Source organism: Flavobacterium soli DSM 19725, assembly GCF_000422705.1.
Taxonomy (GTDB): domain Bacteria; phylum Bacteroidota; class Bacteroidia; order Flavobacteriales; family Flavobacteriaceae; genus Flavobacterium; species Flavobacterium soli.
In genome coordinates this window covers 134,828-152,877 of the sequence record NZ_AUGO01000013.1, presented here as the reverse complement: position 1 = coordinate 152,877, position 18,050 = coordinate 134,828, and the positions used below count along the sequence as shown (strand labels likewise).

The following is an 18,050-nucleotide window of genomic DNA, read 5'->3' as shown; positions in this document are numbered from 1 at the left end:
TGAGTAAGTCATGCAGTGGGGACTTTTTTTGTTCAGAACTTACAGTAGTCATAGAAAAATAATGTAAGACTGGATTTTAACTATGTCAACATTCCAGCAATAAAACCATTACTAGGAACTACACACCCCCAACAACCTATCAGAGCCATAGGCTCGACACATCTTGTAAGGCCGGATTTTAATCCGGTCAAGCCTACGAAACTACCACACCTTAACACGTATCCGTATCAGAGCCATAGGCTCGACACATCTTGTAAGGCCGGATTTTAATCCGGCCAAGCCTACGAAACTACCACACCTTAACACCTATCCGTATCAGAGCCATAGGCCCGACACATCTTAGAAGGCCATATTTTACTCTGGTCGAAAAGAGCATTCTACTTATACCAACTATTATAATCAAAAATCTACATAATCCATTAACATAAAAAATTTACTCCAACTCCTTAAAAACAAAACGCTCTTCATAAGGAATCTCAAACCGATCCAAATATTTTAGATACTCCTCCATAAAACTTTCATTTGCGTGATGAGTTTCTTGATTGGCTACATACTGATAAACAGTATTAATTTGTGAATGTCCATACGAAAAAACGCCATAACCTACTTGCCATTCAAACCGATCCAGCAAAAATCTATTATCATTAATGTACTTTGAAGATTTTGCTTTAACAATTTTCATTAGCTCAGAAATTGAAATCGTAGGTTTTAACGAAAAAAAACAATGCACATGATCTTCCACTCCGTTGACGATAATAGTCTTGCAACCTGTTTCATTAATCAAATTTCCAATAACACCAAAAACCTCTTTCCGCCAAGAACCCTCCAAAATCGCTTTTCTATATTTCACTGCAAAAACTGCTTGTATATAAACCTGATGGTACGTGTTTGCCATATGAATCCATTTATAATTATCATTAAATTTATACCCTATATATCCCAACGGATTAAAATCCGTTGCTACAAAATAAAAGCGTTCCTACGGAACTAACACGCCCTATAACGAAACAGAGCCAGAGGCTCGACCCATATTGTAAGGCCGGATTTTAATCCGGTCAACATTACCAAAAACATCAAACAATATCAAGCCATCCTCAAGGAACTAACACGCCCTATAACGAAACAGAGCCAGAGGCTCGACCCATATTGTAAGGCCGGATTTTAATCCGGTCAACATTACCAAAAACATCAAACAATATCAAGCCATCCTCAAGGAACTAACACGCCCTATAACGAAACAGAGCCAGAGGCTCGACCCATATTGTAAGGCCGGATTTTAATCCGGTCAACATTACCCACGTCACATCGCTAAACATTACCAACATCTCATCGCCCAACCAAACCCTATCAGATTACAAAAAATCCACAACCTCCAAAACGTTTTTCGGATGACGTAAAAAATAAACATCACCTTCTGTCTCAGTAAAAAAACCAAAATAAACCAAGGCTAATAAGTTTCCTTCGCCTTCTGGAATTGGAGATTCGAGTATAATTGTTGCTCTTTCATCATTTTTGCCAACTAAAGCAAGTACACTCGTTTCGATAGTGCATAAAGGTTTTTCGCTATCAAGACGCATTAGCACCAATTGAAGCCCTAATTTATCGGCACTTTTAGGAAAATAAATTCTCCTGCTGTCAAATGCTGGAAGGGTCAGTATTCCTTCTTCGATTGCAACCTCATAATGATGCATCAATACAGATTTGAGACGCTGTTTTTGGTTAAAAGAAAAACCTTTTAGCAACTTCTGGCCCAGTTCATTTTGCAAACCGATAGCAAAAGTTCGTTCACCCTTTGGCGAAGTCATGTCGCAACCCTTGACATTGGTTACCAATGATTGTATAAAACCATACATGTGAAGATGGGGTATGGTTTGAAGATAAAACTGTAAAGTAGCATAAATTTGAGAGGAAATCTTGGAGCATCTGCCAAATTCGGTACCCAACTGTCGGGTTACTTCATATCGCTCTTCTGTTTTAATACGGTCGCCTTTAAAACCGCCTGGAGTGGAAATAATGTTTCCATATTTAGTTTCCCTTGCAGAAAGATCTCCCAGCTTACCCGTAAATTTTATTAGGCCAATATTTTTTGCCATGGCATGTATTTTTTTTGTTTGGTTAATAAGGATAAATATAAAAAATGTATCTTTACAATTACAAAAAGTCACGCACTTTTTTTTCAATAAACCTCAGGTTTTAAACTCCTTAGAACACCTCCATAATCCTATCTAAACCATAGCCATACCGTACCCATACCGTATCATGGTGCACTTTAATTCGTGCCATAGTCGTATGTACTTCGTAGATATTACCTATCATACTCGGCTTTCTCAGTATTCTTCCTGCACATTATTTGCTAAAAAAGGTACTTTTATAGCACAAGAGCCAAACATCACCCCAATCAAACCCAAACCCAAGCTTCTCTAATAAATACAACAATGACCAAAACCCTCTCCTCTTTTAAAATCTTCAATTATCTTTGCAAAAAAGAAATAGGTTATTATGAATAAGACTTTAAAATTGAATCTGCTGTTGAAAGACGCCACGATTCATAAGGTACAATTTGACAAGGAATGGTTTTTTCATTTAAAGGACATGGCAGATCATTTGGGCGAAGACCTCACAGCCGTAGAGTCCATCCACCTTCCGTTTACCATTGATGAGGAAGTTGTAGAAGCTAAATGTGCCACTTTAGAAGATATCGAGAGAGGCAGAAAAGTGCTGTAAGTATAGTAACTACTCTATTATTTTGGCGTAAAGCAGCATGATCTCAGCTTGCAAAACACCATAATCTATAAAAAAACGAGTCTCCAATTTTAGCAGCTAAAAAGCTAAATCGAGACTCGTTCTGTTTTCTATACTATCTGTATTCTTCTAATTATCTTTTATAAGCAGGGTGTTCAAGCACTTCTTTTACTCTAAATCGCACGACCCTTGCTATCAAATCCTGTGGTAAATCCTGATCCAAAGGGAATTGTACAGAACCCTTGCCGGTTTTATACACCGAGAACTCCTTTTCAAAAGCTATATTTCCTGTTGGCAATGCATAAAAGCCAATATGGTTCTTGAAAGCTGCAAAATGAACCAGCATCTTGCCATTCAATTTAAAAGTAGGTATCGCATAACTGATTGTTTCCACTGCATCTGGGGCATTTTCTTGGATAAGAGCCTGCATCGCTGGCAGCTTTTTCTGGGTTGCTTCCGGAAATGCAGCTATATATTCGGCTATGGTTTTTGGGACAAGTTTTTCCATATATTAAATCTCAGTTGAGGAAGAGGCTCTATTTTTTCTTTTCAAAATTAACGCACTAATTAAGGCAATCACGATACCAAGTGGCAAAATTTCTGAAAAAGTCAGCAGGATAACCAAGATCGGACTTTTATACCATTCCTTATACATTTCCATTTCATCCATTTTCACTTGCAATTGTGCAGCAGTGAGCCCTTCTTCTTTTCCTTGACGAATTACAAAGTCCATATATTTATCCATAAAATCGGGTATGAAATAGTAATATTCAATTAACCATACCACTACATACATCGTCGAGGCTATTAAAGCAATGAGCAACCCTATGGTAAATGCCTTCTTGAAAGTGATAGTTCCATTATTGTATTTCTCTCTGTAATTTCGTATACCTATAAACACAAAAGAAAAGGCAACCAGCATACCAAGGTAGCCAATAACCATACTCGGCTCAAATTGTTCGCTATTGTTATAGCATTGATAAGTAGAAAATACCATCATTGCAGTAACAATTAATCCTGCAATGAATCCGAATGTTAAGATTGTTTTTTTCATCGTAATAGTTTTAAATTAGGTTGCAAATTTTGGCAAAAAAACCTCGACAAGAGTCATACTTTCGAGTGATTTTAGCATAATGGCACTAAAGTATTAGTGGATAATTCGTAGCTTCTTGGCAGTTTCAACAGCTTGTGTACGTCGCTTTACCTCTAGCTTTTCAAAGAGACTGGAAGTATGCGACTTGATCGTATGTAATGATAAAAATAAACGATCGGCAATTTCCTTGTTACTCATTCCCTCTGCCATTAGTTGCAACACCTCTAATTCCCGCTTGCTTATTTTTCGTTCAGTTATCTCGACTTCATTCACTATAAAAACTGATGTGGAAACATAACGTTCCACCACCACTTTTTCAATTTTGGGATGTGACAGCTTCTGGGCAAGCCAAATTCCCATCACAGTAAAAAATAAAGCAATGCATCCCACATAAAGTTCTAGTTGATGACTGACAATAAGAAATCTGAACTGCAAAAACCGAAGCAATAACAGCAACAGAGCCAATGAAATTCCGTAGAGGATAACTTCTCTATATTTTCTTATCTTTTCTAAAAACATGTAACTTTTCGTTCTGTCATCAAATATAATAAATTTAAAATAACGCGGTTTAAAGGCAATCAAGACTTATGTAGCACTCGTTTGAATGGGAATTACATAATGTAAGAAAAGAATCCTATAAAGCATTTTACTACTGAAACTATACATTTGCAACAACACATTAACTACCAATAGACACATTGTTAACAAACTACATATAGAAATGCAACACAACAAACCCATCCGTATCCTAATTGCCGACGATGATTTAGACGAAATTGAGCTATTGAAAATGGCTTTCGACAAACATCCCGACTTTGAAGTAGTAGCCTGTCTAAACAGTGGTCAGGAAATTATAGATGCCGTAAAAAAAAGCAATATACTGCCAGACGTTGTGTTTACGGATTTGTATATGCCTGTTCTTAGTGGACTGGAAGCTGCAGAAATTTTACGGATGGAAAAACAAAACGCCAAAATGGAGATTATCATTTTCTCTACTACTCTCAATCCTTCTATCAAGGAAAAAGCAAGCCACCTGGGAATTACTGGCACACTTCTAAAGCCGAACCTACTAGAAGAATATGAAGCACTTCCTGCCAAAGTATCCACAATGCTTTTTAGCAGAACCTCTGGAAACAACTATACCGTTACACCTAATTTATAACCTAATCACATGGGAGATCAAAAAAACCTCAATAGCGAAGAAGCCATTAATAAGATTAAATATTTGGCAGAAGAAATCAAGACGGGCATGTTTTGTACCTATAAAGAATGTGAAATACAGTCAAGGCCCATGTCGGCTTTGGAAATCGATGATGAAGGGCATCTTTGGTTCATGACCGATCAACGATCGAACAAAGTAGCCGAAATAAAATCGAACCCAACAGTAGAGCTTTTCTACACAAAAGGATATGACATGTTCCTGTCCCTTCATGGCAAAGCTACAATCTTGCACGATAGGGAAAAGATTGAAGAACTGTGGAATCCCATCATCAAGGTTTGGATGCCTGGTGGTGTTGAAGATCCTAATTTGTGTATTATCAAGTTTACCTTCGACCATGGTTATTATTGGAACAACAAGCACAACAAGATGGTAGTGCTTGCTAAGATGGCAGCTTCCCTACTAACAGGAAAAACTATGGACGACGGTATCGAAGGTAAACTGACCTAAGAGTCGTTGAACCTCTTTTTTTATTACTTTTGTTAGAAAGACTTTTGATTATGAGCATTACCTTGCAATTGTTTTGGCTTTTTGTTTTGGCTATTCCTGTAGCATGTGTAGCTTGGACAGTTACCCATGAAGAAGTATTTCGAGAGCCCAGGGAATACTGCATAAAACACTCGAAAACTGGAAAATACATCCTTAAACGAAAATTCTTTTACCTCTTTACCTGTGAATATTGCTTTAGCCACTACGTTACCCTTTTTTTTATTGCTTTTACAGATTTTCATTTACTCCTAGAAGATTGGAGGGGCTACATTATTGCCGGTTTTGCATTAGTATGGATAGCCAATACCTATATGAGCCTGATGGCCTACCTCCGTCAAGGCATCAAAAAAGAAAAAACGGAGATTGAACTTATGGCTGAACAAAAAATAGTAGCAGAACAAAAGGAAAAACTGCAAAGGCAATAATCTTTCAACAAAACCTTCAACTACAACGTTGTATCTCTCTTCCTCCTGCAAAACATCTCTAATAAATGAGGCACTTTGTTGTGTTTTTTCTATTTTTACGATAATTAAAATGATAATCCAATAATTTTATTTATCTATGAACAAATTTATTCCTGCGTTATTTCTTTTTGCATTTGGCCTAATTGCCGAAGCTCAAGAAATTACTTCCCCAGACAAGAACCTAACGCTAAAGTTCAGCCTGATACAGAATGGCGTTCCTTCTTATGAACTGAATTACAAGAACAAACCTGTAATAAAATCCAGTAAATTAGGTATTGAAACTAAGGATATTCCATCCTTTTTGGACGGTTTTACAATTGCAAAGGTAGAAAATACCACTTTTGATGAATCATGGAATCCAGTTTGGGGCGAACAGAAAACCATCCGAAACCACTACACCGAACTATTGGTTACTTTGGCTCAAAAATCAGTTAAAGATAGAATTATAAAAGTACGTTTTCGTTTGTTTAATGACGGCTTGGGCTTTCGATATGAATTTCCAGAGCAAGAAAACCTGACGTATTTTGTCATAAAAGAAGAAAGATCACAGTTTGCTTTGGCGGGCGACCACAAAGCGTTCTGGCTTCCAGGAGATTTTGACACACAGGAATACAGCACCGTTACCTCTAACCTTTCGGAAGTGAGAGGAAAAATGAAAGAGGCAGTTACACCAAATGCTTCACAACAAACTTTTTCAGACACTGGACTACAAACACCTTTGATGATGAAAAGCAAGGATGGATTATACATCAATATCCACGAAGCGGCTTTGGTAGACTATTCTTGTATGCACTTGGAATTGGACGATAAGAATATGGTCCTTAATGCTTTCCTGACTCCAGATGCGGTTGGTGATAAAGGGTATATGCAAGCTCCAACACAATCCCCTTGGAGAACGATTGTCGTTAGCGATAAAGCTGCCGATATCTTGGCTTCTAAATTAATATTGAACCTAAATGAACCAACTAAATATGAAGATGTTTCGTGGATCAAACCTGTAAAATATGTAGGTGTTTGGTGGGAAATGATTACAGGAAAAAGCTCTTGGGCCTATAATGACATGACAAGTGTCAAGCTTGGTGAATTGGATTACTCCAAAACAAAACCAAACGGAAAACATGCAGCCAATACTGCTCATGTAAAAGAATATATCGATTTTGCTTCAAAACATGGATTTGATGCTGTTTTAGTCGAAGGCTGGAATGAAGGCTGGGAAGACTGGTTTGGCAAATCAAAAGACTATGTTTTTGATTTTGTAACCCCATACCCTGATTTTGATGTAAAAGAATTGCACCGTTATGCCGCTTCTAAAGGAGTGAAAATGATGATGCACCATGAAACATCAGGTTCAATCCGAAATTATGAGCGTCACATGGACAAAGCCTATCAATTTATGGTAGCCAATGGTTATAACTCAGTAAAAAGCGGTTATGTAGGTGATATTATTCCACGTGGCGAATACCATTATGGACAATGGGCAAACAATCATTACTTGTATGCCATTACCAAAGCTGCCGAATATAAAATCATGGTAAATGCTCACGAAGCTGTTCGTCCAACCGGATTAAGCAGAACGTATCCTAACTTGATTGGAAACGAAGCCGCTCGTGGAACCGAGTATGAAGCTTTTGGGGGAAACAATGCAGACCACACCACTATCCTGCCATTCACAAGATTGATGGGAGGACCAATGGATTATACGCCAGGAATCTTCCAAACAAAAGTAAGTGCTTACAATCCTGACAATAATTCATTCGTGCATACAACTTTGGTTAAACAATTGGCTCTGTATGTAACGATGTATTCCCCACTTCAAATGGCTGCCGATTTGCCTGAAACCTACAACAAGCATTTGGATGCCTTCCAATTCATAAAAGATGTAGCAATCGACTGGGATGAAACCAATATACTAGAAGCCGAACCTGGAGACTACATCACAATTGCACGAAAAGCAAAAGGTAAAAACGAGTGGTTCATTGGAGGTATAACAGACGAAAATGCCAGAGTTGGAAACATAAATTTTGATTTTCTTCCAAAAGGCAAAACCTACGAAGTGATCATTTATGCCGATGGAAAAGACGCTCATTATGAGAAAAACCCTCAATCGTATGCCATCAAAAAGATGAAGGTTACCTCTAAAACAAATTTGAAACAGCAAATGGCTCCAGGTGGAGGTTTTGCAATAAGCATAAAAGAGGTTGTGAAATAAAAACAATTTCTTCCAAAAAAAAAGAGCGGTTTCAATAATTGAAGCCGCTCTTTTCTTTTAATACATTTTAATTTTCTTTGTCTTGTAGGTATTAATTCCAAGGAAATGATACAGCGGACACATTTGCACAACAGCAGCTATAAGCAGAACAGCTCCTATTATCAGCAAACCGACATCAACTATCTGATCCTCAAAAAAATCAGTTAGCGATAGTGCTACTGCTATAATACCAATAACAGCCCGTGCAATCCTGCCGGACCTATTAATATTCTTTTTCATTAGTTAATACAGTTTTGTTAAATTTGGCTAACTGCAAAAGTAATAAAAAAACCTATGAATTGTTAAAAACTTCTTAATTCTTTTATGGAAGTTCCACTTTTCCAGACCATTGTAGAATTCCCCCTACAAGATTATAAGTGTTTTCAAAACCTAGTTGATTCATGATATCACACGCTTGCTGACTTCTACCTCCCGCTTTGCAGTACACATAATAATTTTTGGATTTGTCCAATTCTTCAACTGCATAAATAAAACCTTGTCCTTTATAGATATCAATGTTGATTGCGTTTGGGATAAAACCATCATTCCACTCGTCTTCGGTTCTAACATCTAGGATTACTGCATTGGTGTCGGCTTCATATTGAGCAACCCAGTCTTCTTGTCTTAAATTCATTTTTGTTTTTGTTTAATTATAAAAAAATCCAAATCCGAAAAAGATTCAGATTTGGAATTTATAGGGTTAGGATTCTAAATCTATGCCTTTATAGAACAGCCTATTGCTTTTGTTTGACGAATCGGAACTTCTTTTCCTTGAAGCAAAGCATCTACAGCATTTTGAACGTAGGTTTGCTTTACTGCTTTTTCATCTTCATAATTATCATCAATAGCTCCAATATATTCCACCACATTTCCTTTTGCTGTTTTTTGAACTACATAAACATGTGGTGTTTTTGTCGCCCCAAATTTCGGGAATATTTTTTGCCCATCATCAAATAAGTACGGAAAAGTGAAACCTTTTTCTTTGGCTCTCACTTTCATCAAATCATAACTATCGTCTTTTTGCTTTTCCGGATTGTTCGGATTGATGGCAATTACAGGATAGCCCAGTTTGCTGTATTTTTTATCCAAGGCGATAATTCGATCCTCATAGGCAATAGCATACGGACAATGATTGCATGTAAAAATCACAATAAAACCTTTCGCATCTTTATAATCCTTGAGCGAAACTTTTTTGCCATCTACATTTTTGAGACTAAAATCTTCAACAGCATCACCAAGTTTATAACCTTCAGAATCCTTAACGGTAAAAGCACTCATCACTCCTACCAATAGCACAACGGCTAACGTTTTAATCGACTTCATAATTTATTTAATTAAATTGTTTTACTTCCTTTTCTAATTCTTCGTATGTAAAGCTCCTTTCATAGAACTTTCGGTTTTGCTTCTTATAGATAACCGTTGCTGGAATCGCCCCCGACCATGATTGATCTACCCTTTCAATCCAGGCATTTGCATCAGGATCATTGAGCAGCAACACCTTCGATTGCAATTTCTTTTTTTGCATAAAAGGAATCAACCGGCTTTCAACCTGTTTCGACATGTCAAGGCTAACCAGTATCACTTTCACTTTTTGGTCCTTATATTCTGCATTCAACTTTTCAAAATAAGGCAATTCCTCGATACAAGGCATGCACCATGTCGCCCAAAAGTTGACAACATAAGTTGTATCATTGTCTTGCTTCAGGAAATATTCCAAACCATTATAGTCGTATGATTTTACAACAATACCTTCTTTTTCATATACCTTCAATGGCTTTGGTTCGCCTTCGCTGTAAATCGAAGCTCCTGTAATTGCTATAAAAATCAATGCTATACCCGATAAGATTAGGAATTTCTTCATAAAGAATTTTTAAACGGAGCCCTAAATTAAGCATAATAAAAAATCACTTCATTTATTTAACAAAAAATTATTAGAACATTTGTATGTACAAATAAAACAATGTAATACATTTGTACCTACAAATTTTGTAATTACAACTATGACAATCGAAGATATTATAAAATCAAATTCACCACTTTCACTTCCCAAGAAGACGGTCTTGAATATTTATTATACACAAAACGTCATTACTGAGAAATTCAATGAAATACTAAAGCCATTAGATCTATCGGGAGAACAATTCAATGTATTGAGAATCTTGAGAGGTCAAAAAGGATCTCCCGCTAATATGTTCCTCATTCAGGAAAGAATGTTGGCAAAAACGAGCAACACTACTCGCTTGGTCGACAAATTGTTATTGAAGGAACTGGTTACACGAAAAGTATGTCCCGGTAACAGACGAAAAATCGAAGTCCTCATTACCCAAAAAGGATTGGATCTATTGGCCGAACTTGACCCGAAAGTGGAAGAACACGAAAGTCTATTTGTACAGAATTTGAATACCGAGGAACTCCAAACCCTCAACAATCTATTAGAAAAATTTAGAACAATTTAATCCCAACATAATAAAATGAATACTATCATCGAAAGCCTAAACTGGCGATATGCAACAAAACAATATGATGCATCTAAAAAAATAAGTGACCAAGATCTTGAAACATTGCTAGAAGCTACAAGGCTAAGCGTTTCTTCTTATGGCTTGCAACCTTATAAAATTATCAATGTTCAAAATCCAAAACTCAGAGAAGAACTGAAAGCCGTGGCTTGGAACCAAACCCAAATTACAGATGCTTCACAACTTCTTGTTTTTGCAGTAGAAAAAAATCTGGGAGACAAACAAATCGATGCCTACATGCAAAACATCAGTGAAACCAGAGGAATTCCTGTAGAAAATCTAGACGGTTTTAAAGGTATGATCCACAATGCAATCGACGGTTTAGAGGAACATACTAAACAAGAGTGGGCAAAAAAACAAGCCTATATCGCCTTATCAACACTCATCACCACTGCCGCTCTGTTAAAAATTGACGCCACTCCAATGGAAGGCTTCGACGCTCAAGCATTCGACCGAATCTTGGATCTTGATGCACATGGCCTAGCTACTGCCGTTATTGCCGTTATTGGCTACCGTCACGAAGAAGATGCAGCACAGCATTATAAAAAAGTGCGAAAATCAAACCAGGATTTATTCATCAATTTATAATCACAACCTTTAATTAATTTACAACAATGAGAAATTTAAAAACTATTGCAATCGCATTATTCGTAGCTTTCGGAACAACTGTAGCTACTGCACAAACCAAAAAAGTAGATGTTGCAAAAAGCAAAATCAGCTGGGTGGGTAAAAAAGTAACCGGTTCACACGAAGGAACTGTTAGCCTAAAAGAAGGAAGCTTGGTTTTCAACGGAAAAAAACTAACGGGTGGTACGTTCACAGTTGACATGAACTCAATCCAAGTTACAGATTTGAAAGCTGGTCAAGGTAAAGAAAAACTAGAAGGTCACTTGAAAGCCGATGATTTCTTCGGAACTGAAAAATACCCAACTGCAAAATTAAACTTTACAAAAGTTGCCGCAAAACAAAACGGATTATACACGGTAACAGCTGATTTGACATTAAAAGGGATCACAAAACCAATCACTTTTGACATCACGGTTAACGGAAACAAAGCAACTTCTGCCTTGAAAATCGACCGAACAAAATACGGAATCGAATACAAATCAGGAAGCTTTTTTGACAGTCTTGGTGACGCAGCCATCAGCGACGAATTTGATTTAGCAGTAGAACTAGCATTCTAATTTACCCCTAAATAAATACCCGAAACCTCGAAGTAACATTCGGGGTTTTGCTTTTTTAGGGCGATGGCCGGGCTATTCGCTCCTATCTTTTCTTTTTTTAAAGGAAAAAAAGAAAAGGATAACCGCTTCTATCCCTATCGCGATAGTAGAAAACGAGAAACAAACTTCAAAAAAAGAACATCCATAATAAAATTTTCATAACATTTATTTTCGATTCAAAAAAAATACTACATTTGTAATTCAAAATTCAAACATGAACACAATTTTAAACAATACTTGGTGGTGGAACACTTTACGTCAATCGTCGTGAACTGTACACCTATGAGTATATTTTAAAATCTAAATATCCAAAAAGGCTTGTCAATCACGACAAGCCTTTTTTTTTTGCTTTCAACTTTACAACAACAAACATGAAAATATTTAAACTCAACACCTTTCACAAACAAATTCTTGCAGACACCATAACACCTGTAAGCATTTACCTCAAGATTCGCGACAAGTTCCCGAATAGTTTGCTCTTGGAAAGTAGCGATTATCACGCAAGCGACAATAGTTTTTCCTATATCTGTTGCAATCCAATCGCGACCATCAAAATTGAAAATGAAATGCTGTCAAAATCTTTCCCCGACGGAACTGCAGAAACCTTTTCGATTGAAAAAACAACCAATGTTCCAAACGAGATCCAACAATTTACCTCGCAATTCCAAACCACAAAAAACGATTTCAAGTTCATCAACAATGGCCTTTTTGGCTACATTTCCTATGATGCAGTTCGGTATTTTGAAAAAGCAACAATCTCTAAAAAAGATGATACTACTTCAATACCTGATTTGTTTTATGCCGTTTATCAAAACATCATCGCCATCAACCATTTCAAAAACGAAGCGTATATTTTCTGCCATTCCATCGACGGTTTAGACAATAGCCAAGAAATCGAACAATTGTTGCAAACCCGAAACCTTCCCTCCTATCAGTTTCAAAAAACCGGAGAAGCTATTTCTAATCTTTCGGATGACGCTTTTTTAAACCATATCAATTTGGCCAAAAAACATTGTCATCTTGGCGATGTGTTTCAACTTGTTTTGTCAAGACGCTTTACGCAAAATTTCAAAGGCGACGAATTCAATGTCTATCGTGCTTTGCGAAGCATCAACCCTTCGCCCTATTTGTTCTTTTTCGATTATGGAGATTTCAAGATTTTTGGGTCTTCGCCCGAAGCTCAACTGGTCGTTAAAAACCGAATTGCCGAAATTCACCCGATTGCAGGAACTTTCAAACGCACCGGAAACGACGAACAAGATGCTATTTTAGCCAAACAATTATCTGAAGACGAAAAAGAAAATGCCGAACACGTCATGCTGGTCGATTTGGCCCGAAACGATCTAAGCCGAAACGCACATGATGTGACCGTGAACCAATACCGCGAAGTGCAATTTTTTTCGCATGTGATCCATTTGGTTTCAAAAGTGACAGGAAAAATATATGAAAAGGCGAATACCATGCAAGTGGTAGCTTCTACTTTTCCAGCCGGAACCCTTTCGGGAGCTCCAAAACACAAAGCCCTGCAACTCATCGAAAAAATTGAAACTACCAACCGAAATTTTTATGGTGGAGCCATTGGCTGTATGGATTTTGAAGGTAACTTTAACCACGCGATTATGATTCGGACCTTTTTAAGCAAAAACCATCAATTGCATTACCAAGCTGGAGCTGGAATTGTAGCCGATTCCAATAACGACAACGAATTACAAGAAGTATATAACAAACTTGGAGCTTTGAACAAGGCTTTACATTTGGCTGAAAAAATTTAAGAAAACATGAAAAAGATAGTAGTAATAGACAATTATGACAGTTTCACTTACAATTTGGTGCATTACCTCGAAGATTTAAACTGCCAAGTGACGGTGTTCCGCAACGACGAATTTGAACTCGACGAACTCCTGCCGTTCGACAAGATCTTGCTTTCGCCTGGTCCAGGAATTCCCGATCAGGCAGGTTTGCTCAAAGACGTAATTCGCGAATATGCCAAGACAAAAAGTATTTTGGGAATCTGCCTCGGACAACAAGCCATCGGGGAAGTTTTTGGCGGAAGCCTCATCAATTTGGAAAAAGTATACCACGGTGTCGCTACAAAAGTCAACATCACAGTCGATGATGAAATGCTTTTCAACGATTTGGAAAAAGAAATTGAAGTCGGCCGTTATCATTCTTGGGTGGTAAATAAACAATTGCCCGAAGTTTTGGAAGCCACTTCAGTTGACGAAAACGGTGAAATCATGTCGCTGCGTCACAAAACTCTCGATGTTCGAGGTGTTCAGTTTCATCCCGAAAGCGTTTTAACCCCAAACGGAAAAAAAATACTCGAAAATTGGCTCAGTAGCTAACGCCAAATTCAAGTTCTTACTATTCCACATTATTTTTTTGACATTGCAATTGACTTTTGAAATTGCAATTGATTTTTGAAATTGACATTGACTTTTGATGTTGATCCAGACTTTTATTTTCTAATTTCAAGCACATAAACTATGAAACATATTCTCAATCGCCTCATCAACCATGAAATTCTCTCGAAAGAAGAAGCAAAATCTGTTTTGGTTAACATTTCCTCAGGACAGTACAATCAAATCCAAATAGCCTCGTTTTTGACCGTTTTCATGATGCGAAATATAACCATCGATGAATTGGCTGGTTTTCGGGAAGCCTTATTGGAACTTTGCATCGCGATCGACTTCTCAGATTACGAAACCATCGACCTTTGCGGAACGGGTGGCGATGGCAAGGACACCTTCAATATTTCAACTCTGGCTTCGTTTGTAACCGCTGGAACAGGAATCAAGGTAGCAAAGCATGGAAACTATGGCGTTTCGTCCATTTCGGGGTCCAGCAATGTGATGGAAAACCTTGGAGTGAAATTCAGCAATGATCAGGATTTCCTAAGAAAAAGCATCGAAGAAACTGGAATTGCCATTTTGCATGCCCCACTATTTCATCCCGCCATGAAAAATGTGGGTCCGATTCGAAAAGAATTGGGCATCAAGACGTTTTTTAATTTATTGGGTCCAATGGTCAATCCATCATTTCCAAAAAATCAGATGGTGGGCGTTTTCAATTTGGAGCTCGCCAGAATGTACAGCTATCTGTATCAAAATACCGAAATCAAGTTTAGCATCCTTCACGCATTGGACGGCTATGACGAAATTTCGCTGACAGGCACTACCAAGATTATTTCCAATACAACAGAAAGCATTTTAAAACCCGAAGATTTTGGGGTATCAAAACTAATCCACAACCAAATCGAAGGCGGAAGAACAGTTGAAGAAGCGGCTCAAATTTTCCAAACTATCATTTCTGGAAATGGGACAACAGCACAAAACAATGTTGTCTGTGCCAATGCTGCAATGGCAATTTCCTTGATGAAAAATTGTTCCATTTTGGATGGATTTCAACAAGCAACAGAAAGTTTGCTATCAGGAAAAGCACATAAAGTTTTAGATAAGTTAATCGACATAAGCAAATAACAATGAACATTCTAAATAAAATAATAATTGACAAAAAAAGAGAGGTTATACTCAAAGAATCGATTATTCCAATCCGACAATTAGAACAATCGGTTTTGTTTGAAAAAGCCACTTTTTCGCTGTCAGAAAAATTAAAAAACAGCACTACTGGAATCATTGCCGAACACAAAAGAAGGTCGCCTTCATTGGGCGAAATCAATTATAACTTATCCGTTGATGAAGTCGCAAAAGGATATGAAAAAGCAGGAGCTTGTGGTATTTCGGTTCTAACAGATGGCAAATATTTTGGTGGATCTTTGGATGATTTGCTTTTGGCAAGAGCTACAGTAAGCCTTCCGCTGTTACGAAAAGAATTCATCATTTCCGAATATCAGATCCTTGAAGCAAAAGCTTTCGGAGCCGATGCCATTTTATTGATTGCAGCTGTTTTGACTCGAGATGAAATAAAAACTTTTTCTGAATTGGCACAATCGCTTCAACTCGAAGTGCTGCTGGAAGTTCATGACGAAGAAGAACTGAACCAATCCATCATGCCAAGTTTAAACCTCATCGGAGTAAACAATCGGAACCTCAAAACCTTTGAAGTAAACCTTGATGTAAGCAAAAATCTAGCTTCTAAAATACCCTCTTATTTTGTAAAAATATCAGAAAGTGGAATACAAAGCATTACTTCAATTAAAGAATTACAAAAATATGGTTATCAAGGATTTTTGATTGGAGAAACATTTATGAAACCGAATGAACCTGGTGAAAATTTGAAACAATTTATCAATCAATTAACGTTATGAAAATAAAAATCTGCGGCATGAAATATCCTGAAAATATAGCTGAAGTCAGCAAGCTTCAGCCTGACTTTTTGGGCTTTATTTTTTGGGAAAAGTCACCTCGTTTTTTTGATGTCGAGATACCAAAACTTCCCGATTCAATCCAAAAAGTGGGCGTTTTTGTAGATGCATCACTTGAAGAAATTCGTTCAAAGAAGAAGCAATACAACTTGAACATAATACAACTTCACGGGAATGAAACAGTAGATTTTTGCTCAAATTTAAAGCAAGATGACATTCTAATCATCAAAGTTTTCAGCATAGACGATACTTTTGATTTCACAGCATTAGAACCATTTGAAGACGTTTGCGATTATTTTTTATTCGATACCAAAGGAAAAATGCCTGGCGGAAATGGCACAACCTTCAACTGGGAATTACTCAAAAAATACAATTCTAAAAAATCATTATTTTTAAGTGGAGGCATTGGAATTGAGGAAATTATAAAAATAAAACATTTAAACTTGCCTATCTATGCCATTGACTTAAACAGCAAATTTGAAATCGAACCTGGACTAAAAAACATAGAACAATTACAGGAAATTTTACCCTTAAAAAATAAAAAAAAATGAGCTATAATGTAAACGAAAAAGGATTTTATGGAGATTTCGGAGGTGCTTTTATCCCCGAAATGCTCTACCCGAATGTAGAAGAATTGCGTCAAAATTACTTAAAAATCATGCAAGAGCCTGAATTTCAGAAGGAATTTCAGCAACTATTAGTTGATTATGTCGGGCGTCCTACACCACTCTATTTTGCCAAGCGATTATCAGCACTATATAATACAAAAATATACCTCAAGCGTGAAGATTTGTGCCACACCGGTGCTCACAAGATTAACAACACGATTGGACAAATTTTATTAGCCAAAAAACTCGGCAAAACCCGCATCATTGCTGAAACTGGAGCCGGACAACATGGAGTAGCAACAGCAACCGTTTGTGCCTTGATGGGACTAGAATGCATCGTTTATATGGGCGAAATCGACATCAAAAGGCAAGCTCCAAACGTGGCCCGAATGAAAATGCTTGGAGCTGAAGTTCGTCCTGCAACATCAGGCTCCAAAACACTGAAAGACGCTACAAACGAAGCGATTAGAGATTGGATAAATAACCCTGAAAACACTTATTACATCATCGGATCCGTTGTCGGACCTCATCCTTATCCCGATATGGTAGCTCGTTTTCAAGCTGTGATTTCATCGGAAATAAAACACCAACTTCTAGAAAAAGAAAACCGCGAAAATCCCGATTACGTGATTGCTTGTGTGGGTGGCGGAAGCAATGCTGCTGGAGCTTTCTACCATTTTCTGGATAAAAAAGTGGTGAAAATAATAGCCGTTGAAGCGGCCGGAAAAGGCATCGAGACTGGCGAAAGTGCCGCAACTTCGGCATTGGGAAAAATCGGAATCATCCACGGAAGCAAAACCCTTTTAATGCAAACCGATGACGGTCAAATTACCGAGCCCTACTCGATTTCGGCAGGATTGGATTATCCAGGTGTTGGACCGATGCATGCGAATCTTTTCCAAACCAAAAGGGCCGAATTTCTTTCCATAACCGATGATGAGGCTATGAAATGGGGACTAAAACTATCCAAAACCGAAGGTATTATTCCCGCTATCGAAACCGCTCACGCCTTTGCTGTACTGGACAAAAAGAAGTTTCAGCCAAGTGATATCGTGGTCATAAACCTCTCTGGCAGAGGCGATAAAGATTTGAACACCTACATTGATTATTTTAAACTAACCTAA

At 37.5% G+C, this 18,050-nt stretch carries 23 protein-coding genes; 14 read left to right on the top strand and 9 right to left on the bottom strand.

The genetic code is table 11. The features are described from left to right. Window positions 1-433: 433 nt before the first annotated feature. Window positions 434-895: an IS200/IS605 family transposase gene (tnpA, locus tag G508_RS0114005; RefSeq protein ID WP_026705915.1), complete on the bottom strand. Its 462-nt coding sequence runs from the start codon at window positions 893-895 to the stop codon at window positions 434-436. A gap of 457 nt (window positions 896-1,352) precedes the next feature. Beyond that, window positions 1,353-2,093, bottom strand: coding sequence for a hypothetical protein (locus G508_RS0114000; RefSeq protein WP_026705914.1), 741 nt, complete (start codon window positions 2,091-2,093; stop codon window positions 1,353-1,355). Window positions 2,094-2,499: 406 nt separating this feature from the next. Here G508_RS0114000 and G508_RS0113995 point away from each other — a divergent pair, with 406 nt between their 5' ends. After that, the gene (locus G508_RS0113995) at window positions 2,500-2,724 is read left to right on the top strand and encodes a hypothetical protein (RefSeq protein ID WP_026705913.1); all 225 of its coding nucleotides are present in this window, start codon (window positions 2,500-2,502) and stop codon (window positions 2,722-2,724) included. A 151-nt stretch (window positions 2,725-2,875) separates the two neighbouring features. Here the strand turns inward: G508_RS0113995 and G508_RS0113990 are convergent, their stop codons facing one another. The 3 genes from G508_RS0113990 to G508_RS0113980 form a co-directional block, all read right to left on the bottom strand. Continuing rightward, on the bottom strand, window positions 2,876-3,250 hold the full coding sequence (locus G508_RS0113990; protein ID WP_026705912.1) for an iron chaperone: 375 nt from the start codon (window positions 3,248-3,250) through the stop codon (window positions 2,876-2,878). A gap of 3 nt (window positions 3,251-3,253) precedes the next feature. Continuing rightward, entirely contained in the window at window positions 3,254-3,796 is a 543-nt protein-coding gene (locus G508_RS0113985) for a DUF4199 domain-containing protein (RefSeq protein WP_026705911.1), read from the bottom strand. Between the two features lie 93 nt (window positions 3,797-3,889). Further along, window positions 3,890-4,354, bottom strand: coding sequence for a response regulator transcription factor (locus G508_RS0113980; RefSeq protein WP_026705910.1), 465 nt, complete (start codon window positions 4,352-4,354; stop codon window positions 3,890-3,892). 202 nt (window positions 4,355-4,556) lie between these two features. Here G508_RS0113980 and G508_RS0113975 point away from each other — a divergent pair, with 202 nt between their 5' ends. From G508_RS0113975 to G508_RS0113960, 4 genes are all read left to right on the top strand, one after another. After that, complete coding sequence (locus tag G508_RS0113975) at window positions 4,557-4,997, top strand: response regulator transcription factor (RefSeq protein WP_026705909.1); 441 nt, start codon at window positions 4,557-4,559, stop codon at window positions 4,995-4,997. A 9-nt stretch (window positions 4,998-5,006) separates the two neighbouring features. Continuing rightward, window positions 5,007-5,504 carry a pyridoxamine 5'-phosphate oxidase family protein gene (locus G508_RS0113970; RefSeq protein WP_026705908.1) on the top strand — a complete coding sequence of 166 codons (498 nt, stop codon included), beginning with the start codon at window positions 5,007-5,009 and terminating at the stop codon, window positions 5,502-5,504. A 50-nt stretch (window positions 5,505-5,554) separates the two neighbouring features. Next, on the top strand, window positions 5,555-5,968 hold the full coding sequence (locus tag G508_RS0113965; protein WP_026705907.1) for an MFS transporter: 414 nt from the start codon (window positions 5,555-5,557) through the stop codon (window positions 5,966-5,968). A gap of 136 nt (window positions 5,969-6,104) precedes the next feature. Beyond that, window positions 6,105-8,216 (top strand): glycoside hydrolase family 97 protein, encoded by a 2,112-nt coding sequence (locus G508_RS0113960; protein ID WP_026705906.1) that lies wholly within the window; start codon window positions 6,105-6,107, stop codon window positions 8,214-8,216. A gap of 57 nt (window positions 8,217-8,273) precedes the next feature. Here the strand turns inward: G508_RS0113960 and G508_RS0113955 are convergent, their stop codons facing one another. From G508_RS0113955 to G508_RS0113940, 4 genes are all read right to left on the bottom strand, one after another. Then, complete coding sequence (locus G508_RS0113955) at window positions 8,274-8,495, bottom strand: YgaP family membrane protein (RefSeq protein WP_026705905.1); 222 nt, start codon at window positions 8,493-8,495, stop codon at window positions 8,274-8,276. Between the two features lie 82 nt (window positions 8,496-8,577). Continuing rightward, the gene (locus G508_RS0113950; RefSeq protein ID WP_026705904.1) at window positions 8,578-8,889 is read right to left on the bottom strand and encodes a rhodanese-like domain-containing protein; all 312 of its coding nucleotides are present in this window, start codon (window positions 8,887-8,889) and stop codon (window positions 8,578-8,580) included. Window positions 8,890-8,969: 80 nt separating this feature from the next. Then, a complete protein-coding gene (locus G508_RS0113945; protein ID WP_026705903.1) occupies window positions 8,970-9,578 on the bottom strand; it encodes a thioredoxin family protein in 609 nt (202 codons plus the stop codon). Between the two features lie 7 nt (window positions 9,579-9,585). After that, window positions 9,586-10,116: a TlpA family protein disulfide reductase gene (locus G508_RS0113940; protein ID WP_026705902.1), complete on the bottom strand. Its 531-nt coding sequence runs from the start codon at window positions 10,114-10,116 to the stop codon at window positions 9,586-9,588. A 139-nt stretch (window positions 10,117-10,255) separates the two neighbouring features. Here G508_RS0113940 and G508_RS0113935 point away from each other — a divergent pair, with 139 nt between their 5' ends. The 9 genes from G508_RS0113935 to trpB all read left to right on the top strand — a co-directional run bounded on the left by G508_RS0113935 (window position 10,256) and on the right by trpB (window position 18,050). Beyond that, window positions 10,256-10,711: a MarR family winged helix-turn-helix transcriptional regulator gene (locus tag G508_RS0113935; protein WP_026705901.1), complete on the top strand. Its 456-nt coding sequence runs from the start codon at window positions 10,256-10,258 to the stop codon at window positions 10,709-10,711. Window positions 10,712-10,726: 15 nt separating this feature from the next. Beyond that, the gene (locus tag G508_RS0113930; RefSeq protein ID WP_026705900.1) at window positions 10,727-11,359 is read left to right on the top strand and encodes an NAD(P)H-dependent oxidoreductase; all 633 of its coding nucleotides are present in this window, start codon (window positions 10,727-10,729) and stop codon (window positions 11,357-11,359) included. A 26-nt stretch (window positions 11,360-11,385) separates the two neighbouring features. Beyond that, entirely contained in the window at window positions 11,386-11,955 is a 570-nt protein-coding gene (locus tag G508_RS0113925) for a YceI family protein (RefSeq protein ID WP_026705899.1), read from the top strand. Between the two features lie 410 nt (window positions 11,956-12,365). Next, window positions 12,366-13,766, top strand: coding sequence for an anthranilate synthase component I family protein (locus G508_RS0113915; RefSeq protein WP_026705898.1), 1,401 nt, complete (start codon window positions 12,366-12,368; stop codon window positions 13,764-13,766). 6 nt (window positions 13,767-13,772) lie between these two features. Continuing rightward, window positions 13,773-14,339 (top strand): anthranilate synthase component II, encoded by a 567-nt coding sequence (locus G508_RS0113910; protein WP_026705897.1) that lies wholly within the window; start codon window positions 13,773-13,775, stop codon window positions 14,337-14,339. Between the two features lie 141 nt (window positions 14,340-14,480). Beyond that, window positions 14,481-15,473, top strand: coding sequence for an anthranilate phosphoribosyltransferase (gene trpD, locus G508_RS0113905; RefSeq protein WP_026705896.1), 993 nt, complete (start codon window positions 14,481-14,483; stop codon window positions 15,471-15,473). Window positions 15,474-15,475: 2 nt separating this feature from the next. Continuing rightward, complete coding sequence (gene trpC / locus G508_RS0113900; protein ID WP_026705895.1) at window positions 15,476-16,261, top strand: indole-3-glycerol phosphate synthase TrpC; 786 nt, start codon at window positions 15,476-15,478, stop codon at window positions 16,259-16,261. Continuing rightward, window positions 16,258-16,869 carry a phosphoribosylanthranilate isomerase gene (locus tag G508_RS0113895; protein WP_035694801.1) on the top strand — a complete coding sequence of 204 codons (612 nt, stop codon included), beginning with the start codon at window positions 16,258-16,260 and terminating at the stop codon, window positions 16,867-16,869. Before trpC ends, G508_RS0113895 begins: the two co-directional genes overlap by 4 nt. Next, entirely contained in the window at window positions 16,866-18,050 is a 1,185-nt protein-coding gene (gene trpB / locus G508_RS0113890; protein WP_026705893.1) for a tryptophan synthase subunit beta, read from the top strand. Before G508_RS0113895 ends, trpB begins: the two co-directional genes overlap by 4 nt.

Coding starts and splice junctions, on each gene's coding strand:
- tnpA (WP_026705915.1), bottom strand. CDS start 895: ATGGCAAACACGTACCATCAGGTTTATATACAAGCAGTTTTTGCAGTG.
- G508_RS0114000 (WP_026705914.1), bottom strand. CDS start 2,093: ATGGCAAAAAATATTGGCCTAATAAAATTTACGGGTAAGCTGGGAGAT.
- G508_RS0113995 (WP_026705913.1), top strand. CDS start 2,500: ATGAATAAGACTTTAAAATTGAATCTGCTGTTGAAAGACGCCACGATT.
- G508_RS0113990 (WP_026705912.1), bottom strand. CDS start 3,250: ATGGAAAAACTTGTCCCAAAAACCATAGCCGAATATATAGCTGCATTT.
- G508_RS0113985 (WP_026705911.1), bottom strand. CDS start 3,796: ATGAAAAAAACAATCTTAACATTCGGATTCATTGCAGGATTAATTGTT.
- G508_RS0113980 (WP_026705910.1), bottom strand. CDS start 4,354: ATGTTTTTAGAAAAGATAAGAAAATATAGAGAAGTTATCCTCTACGGA.
- G508_RS0113975 (WP_026705909.1), top strand. CDS start 4,557: ATGCAACACAACAAACCCATCCGTATCCTAATTGCCGACGATGATTTA.
- G508_RS0113970 (WP_026705908.1), top strand. CDS start 5,007: ATGGGAGATCAAAAAAACCTCAATAGCGAAGAAGCCATTAATAAGATT.
- G508_RS0113965 (WP_026705907.1), top strand. CDS start 5,555: ATGAGCATTACCTTGCAATTGTTTTGGCTTTTTGTTTTGGCTATTCCT.
- G508_RS0113960 (WP_026705906.1), top strand. CDS start 6,105: ATGAACAAATTTATTCCTGCGTTATTTCTTTTTGCATTTGGCCTAATT.
- G508_RS0113955 (WP_026705905.1), bottom strand. CDS start 8,495: ATGAAAAAGAATATTAATAGGTCCGGCAGGATTGCACGGGCTGTTATT.
- G508_RS0113950 (WP_026705904.1), bottom strand. CDS start 8,889: ATGAATTTAAGACAAGAAGACTGGGTTGCTCAATATGAAGCCGACACC.
- G508_RS0113945 (WP_026705903.1), bottom strand. CDS start 9,578: ATGAAGTCGATTAAAACGTTAGCCGTTGTGCTATTGGTAGGAGTGATG.
- G508_RS0113940 (WP_026705902.1), bottom strand. CDS start 10,116: ATGAAGAAATTCCTAATCTTATCGGGTATAGCATTGATTTTTATAGCA.
- G508_RS0113935 (WP_026705901.1), top strand. CDS start 10,256: ATGACAATCGAAGATATTATAAAATCAAATTCACCACTTTCACTTCCC.
- G508_RS0113930 (WP_026705900.1), top strand. CDS start 10,727: ATGAATACTATCATCGAAAGCCTAAACTGGCGATATGCAACAAAACAA.
- G508_RS0113925 (WP_026705899.1), top strand. CDS start 11,386: ATGAGAAATTTAAAAACTATTGCAATCGCATTATTCGTAGCTTTCGGA.
- G508_RS0113915 (WP_026705898.1), top strand. CDS start 12,366: ATGAAAATATTTAAACTCAACACCTTTCACAAACAAATTCTTGCAGAC.
- G508_RS0113910 (WP_026705897.1), top strand. CDS start 13,773: ATGAAAAAGATAGTAGTAATAGACAATTATGACAGTTTCACTTACAAT.
- trpD (WP_026705896.1), top strand. CDS start 14,481: ATGAAACATATTCTCAATCGCCTCATCAACCATGAAATTCTCTCGAAA.
- trpC (WP_026705895.1), top strand. CDS start 15,476: ATGAACATTCTAAATAAAATAATAATTGACAAAAAAAGAGAGGTTATA.
- G508_RS0113895 (WP_035694801.1), top strand. CDS start 16,258: ATGAAAATAAAAATCTGCGGCATGAAATATCCTGAAAATATAGCTGAA.
- trpB (WP_026705893.1), top strand. CDS start 16,866: ATGAGCTATAATGTAAACGAAAAAGGATTTTATGGAGATTTCGGAGGT.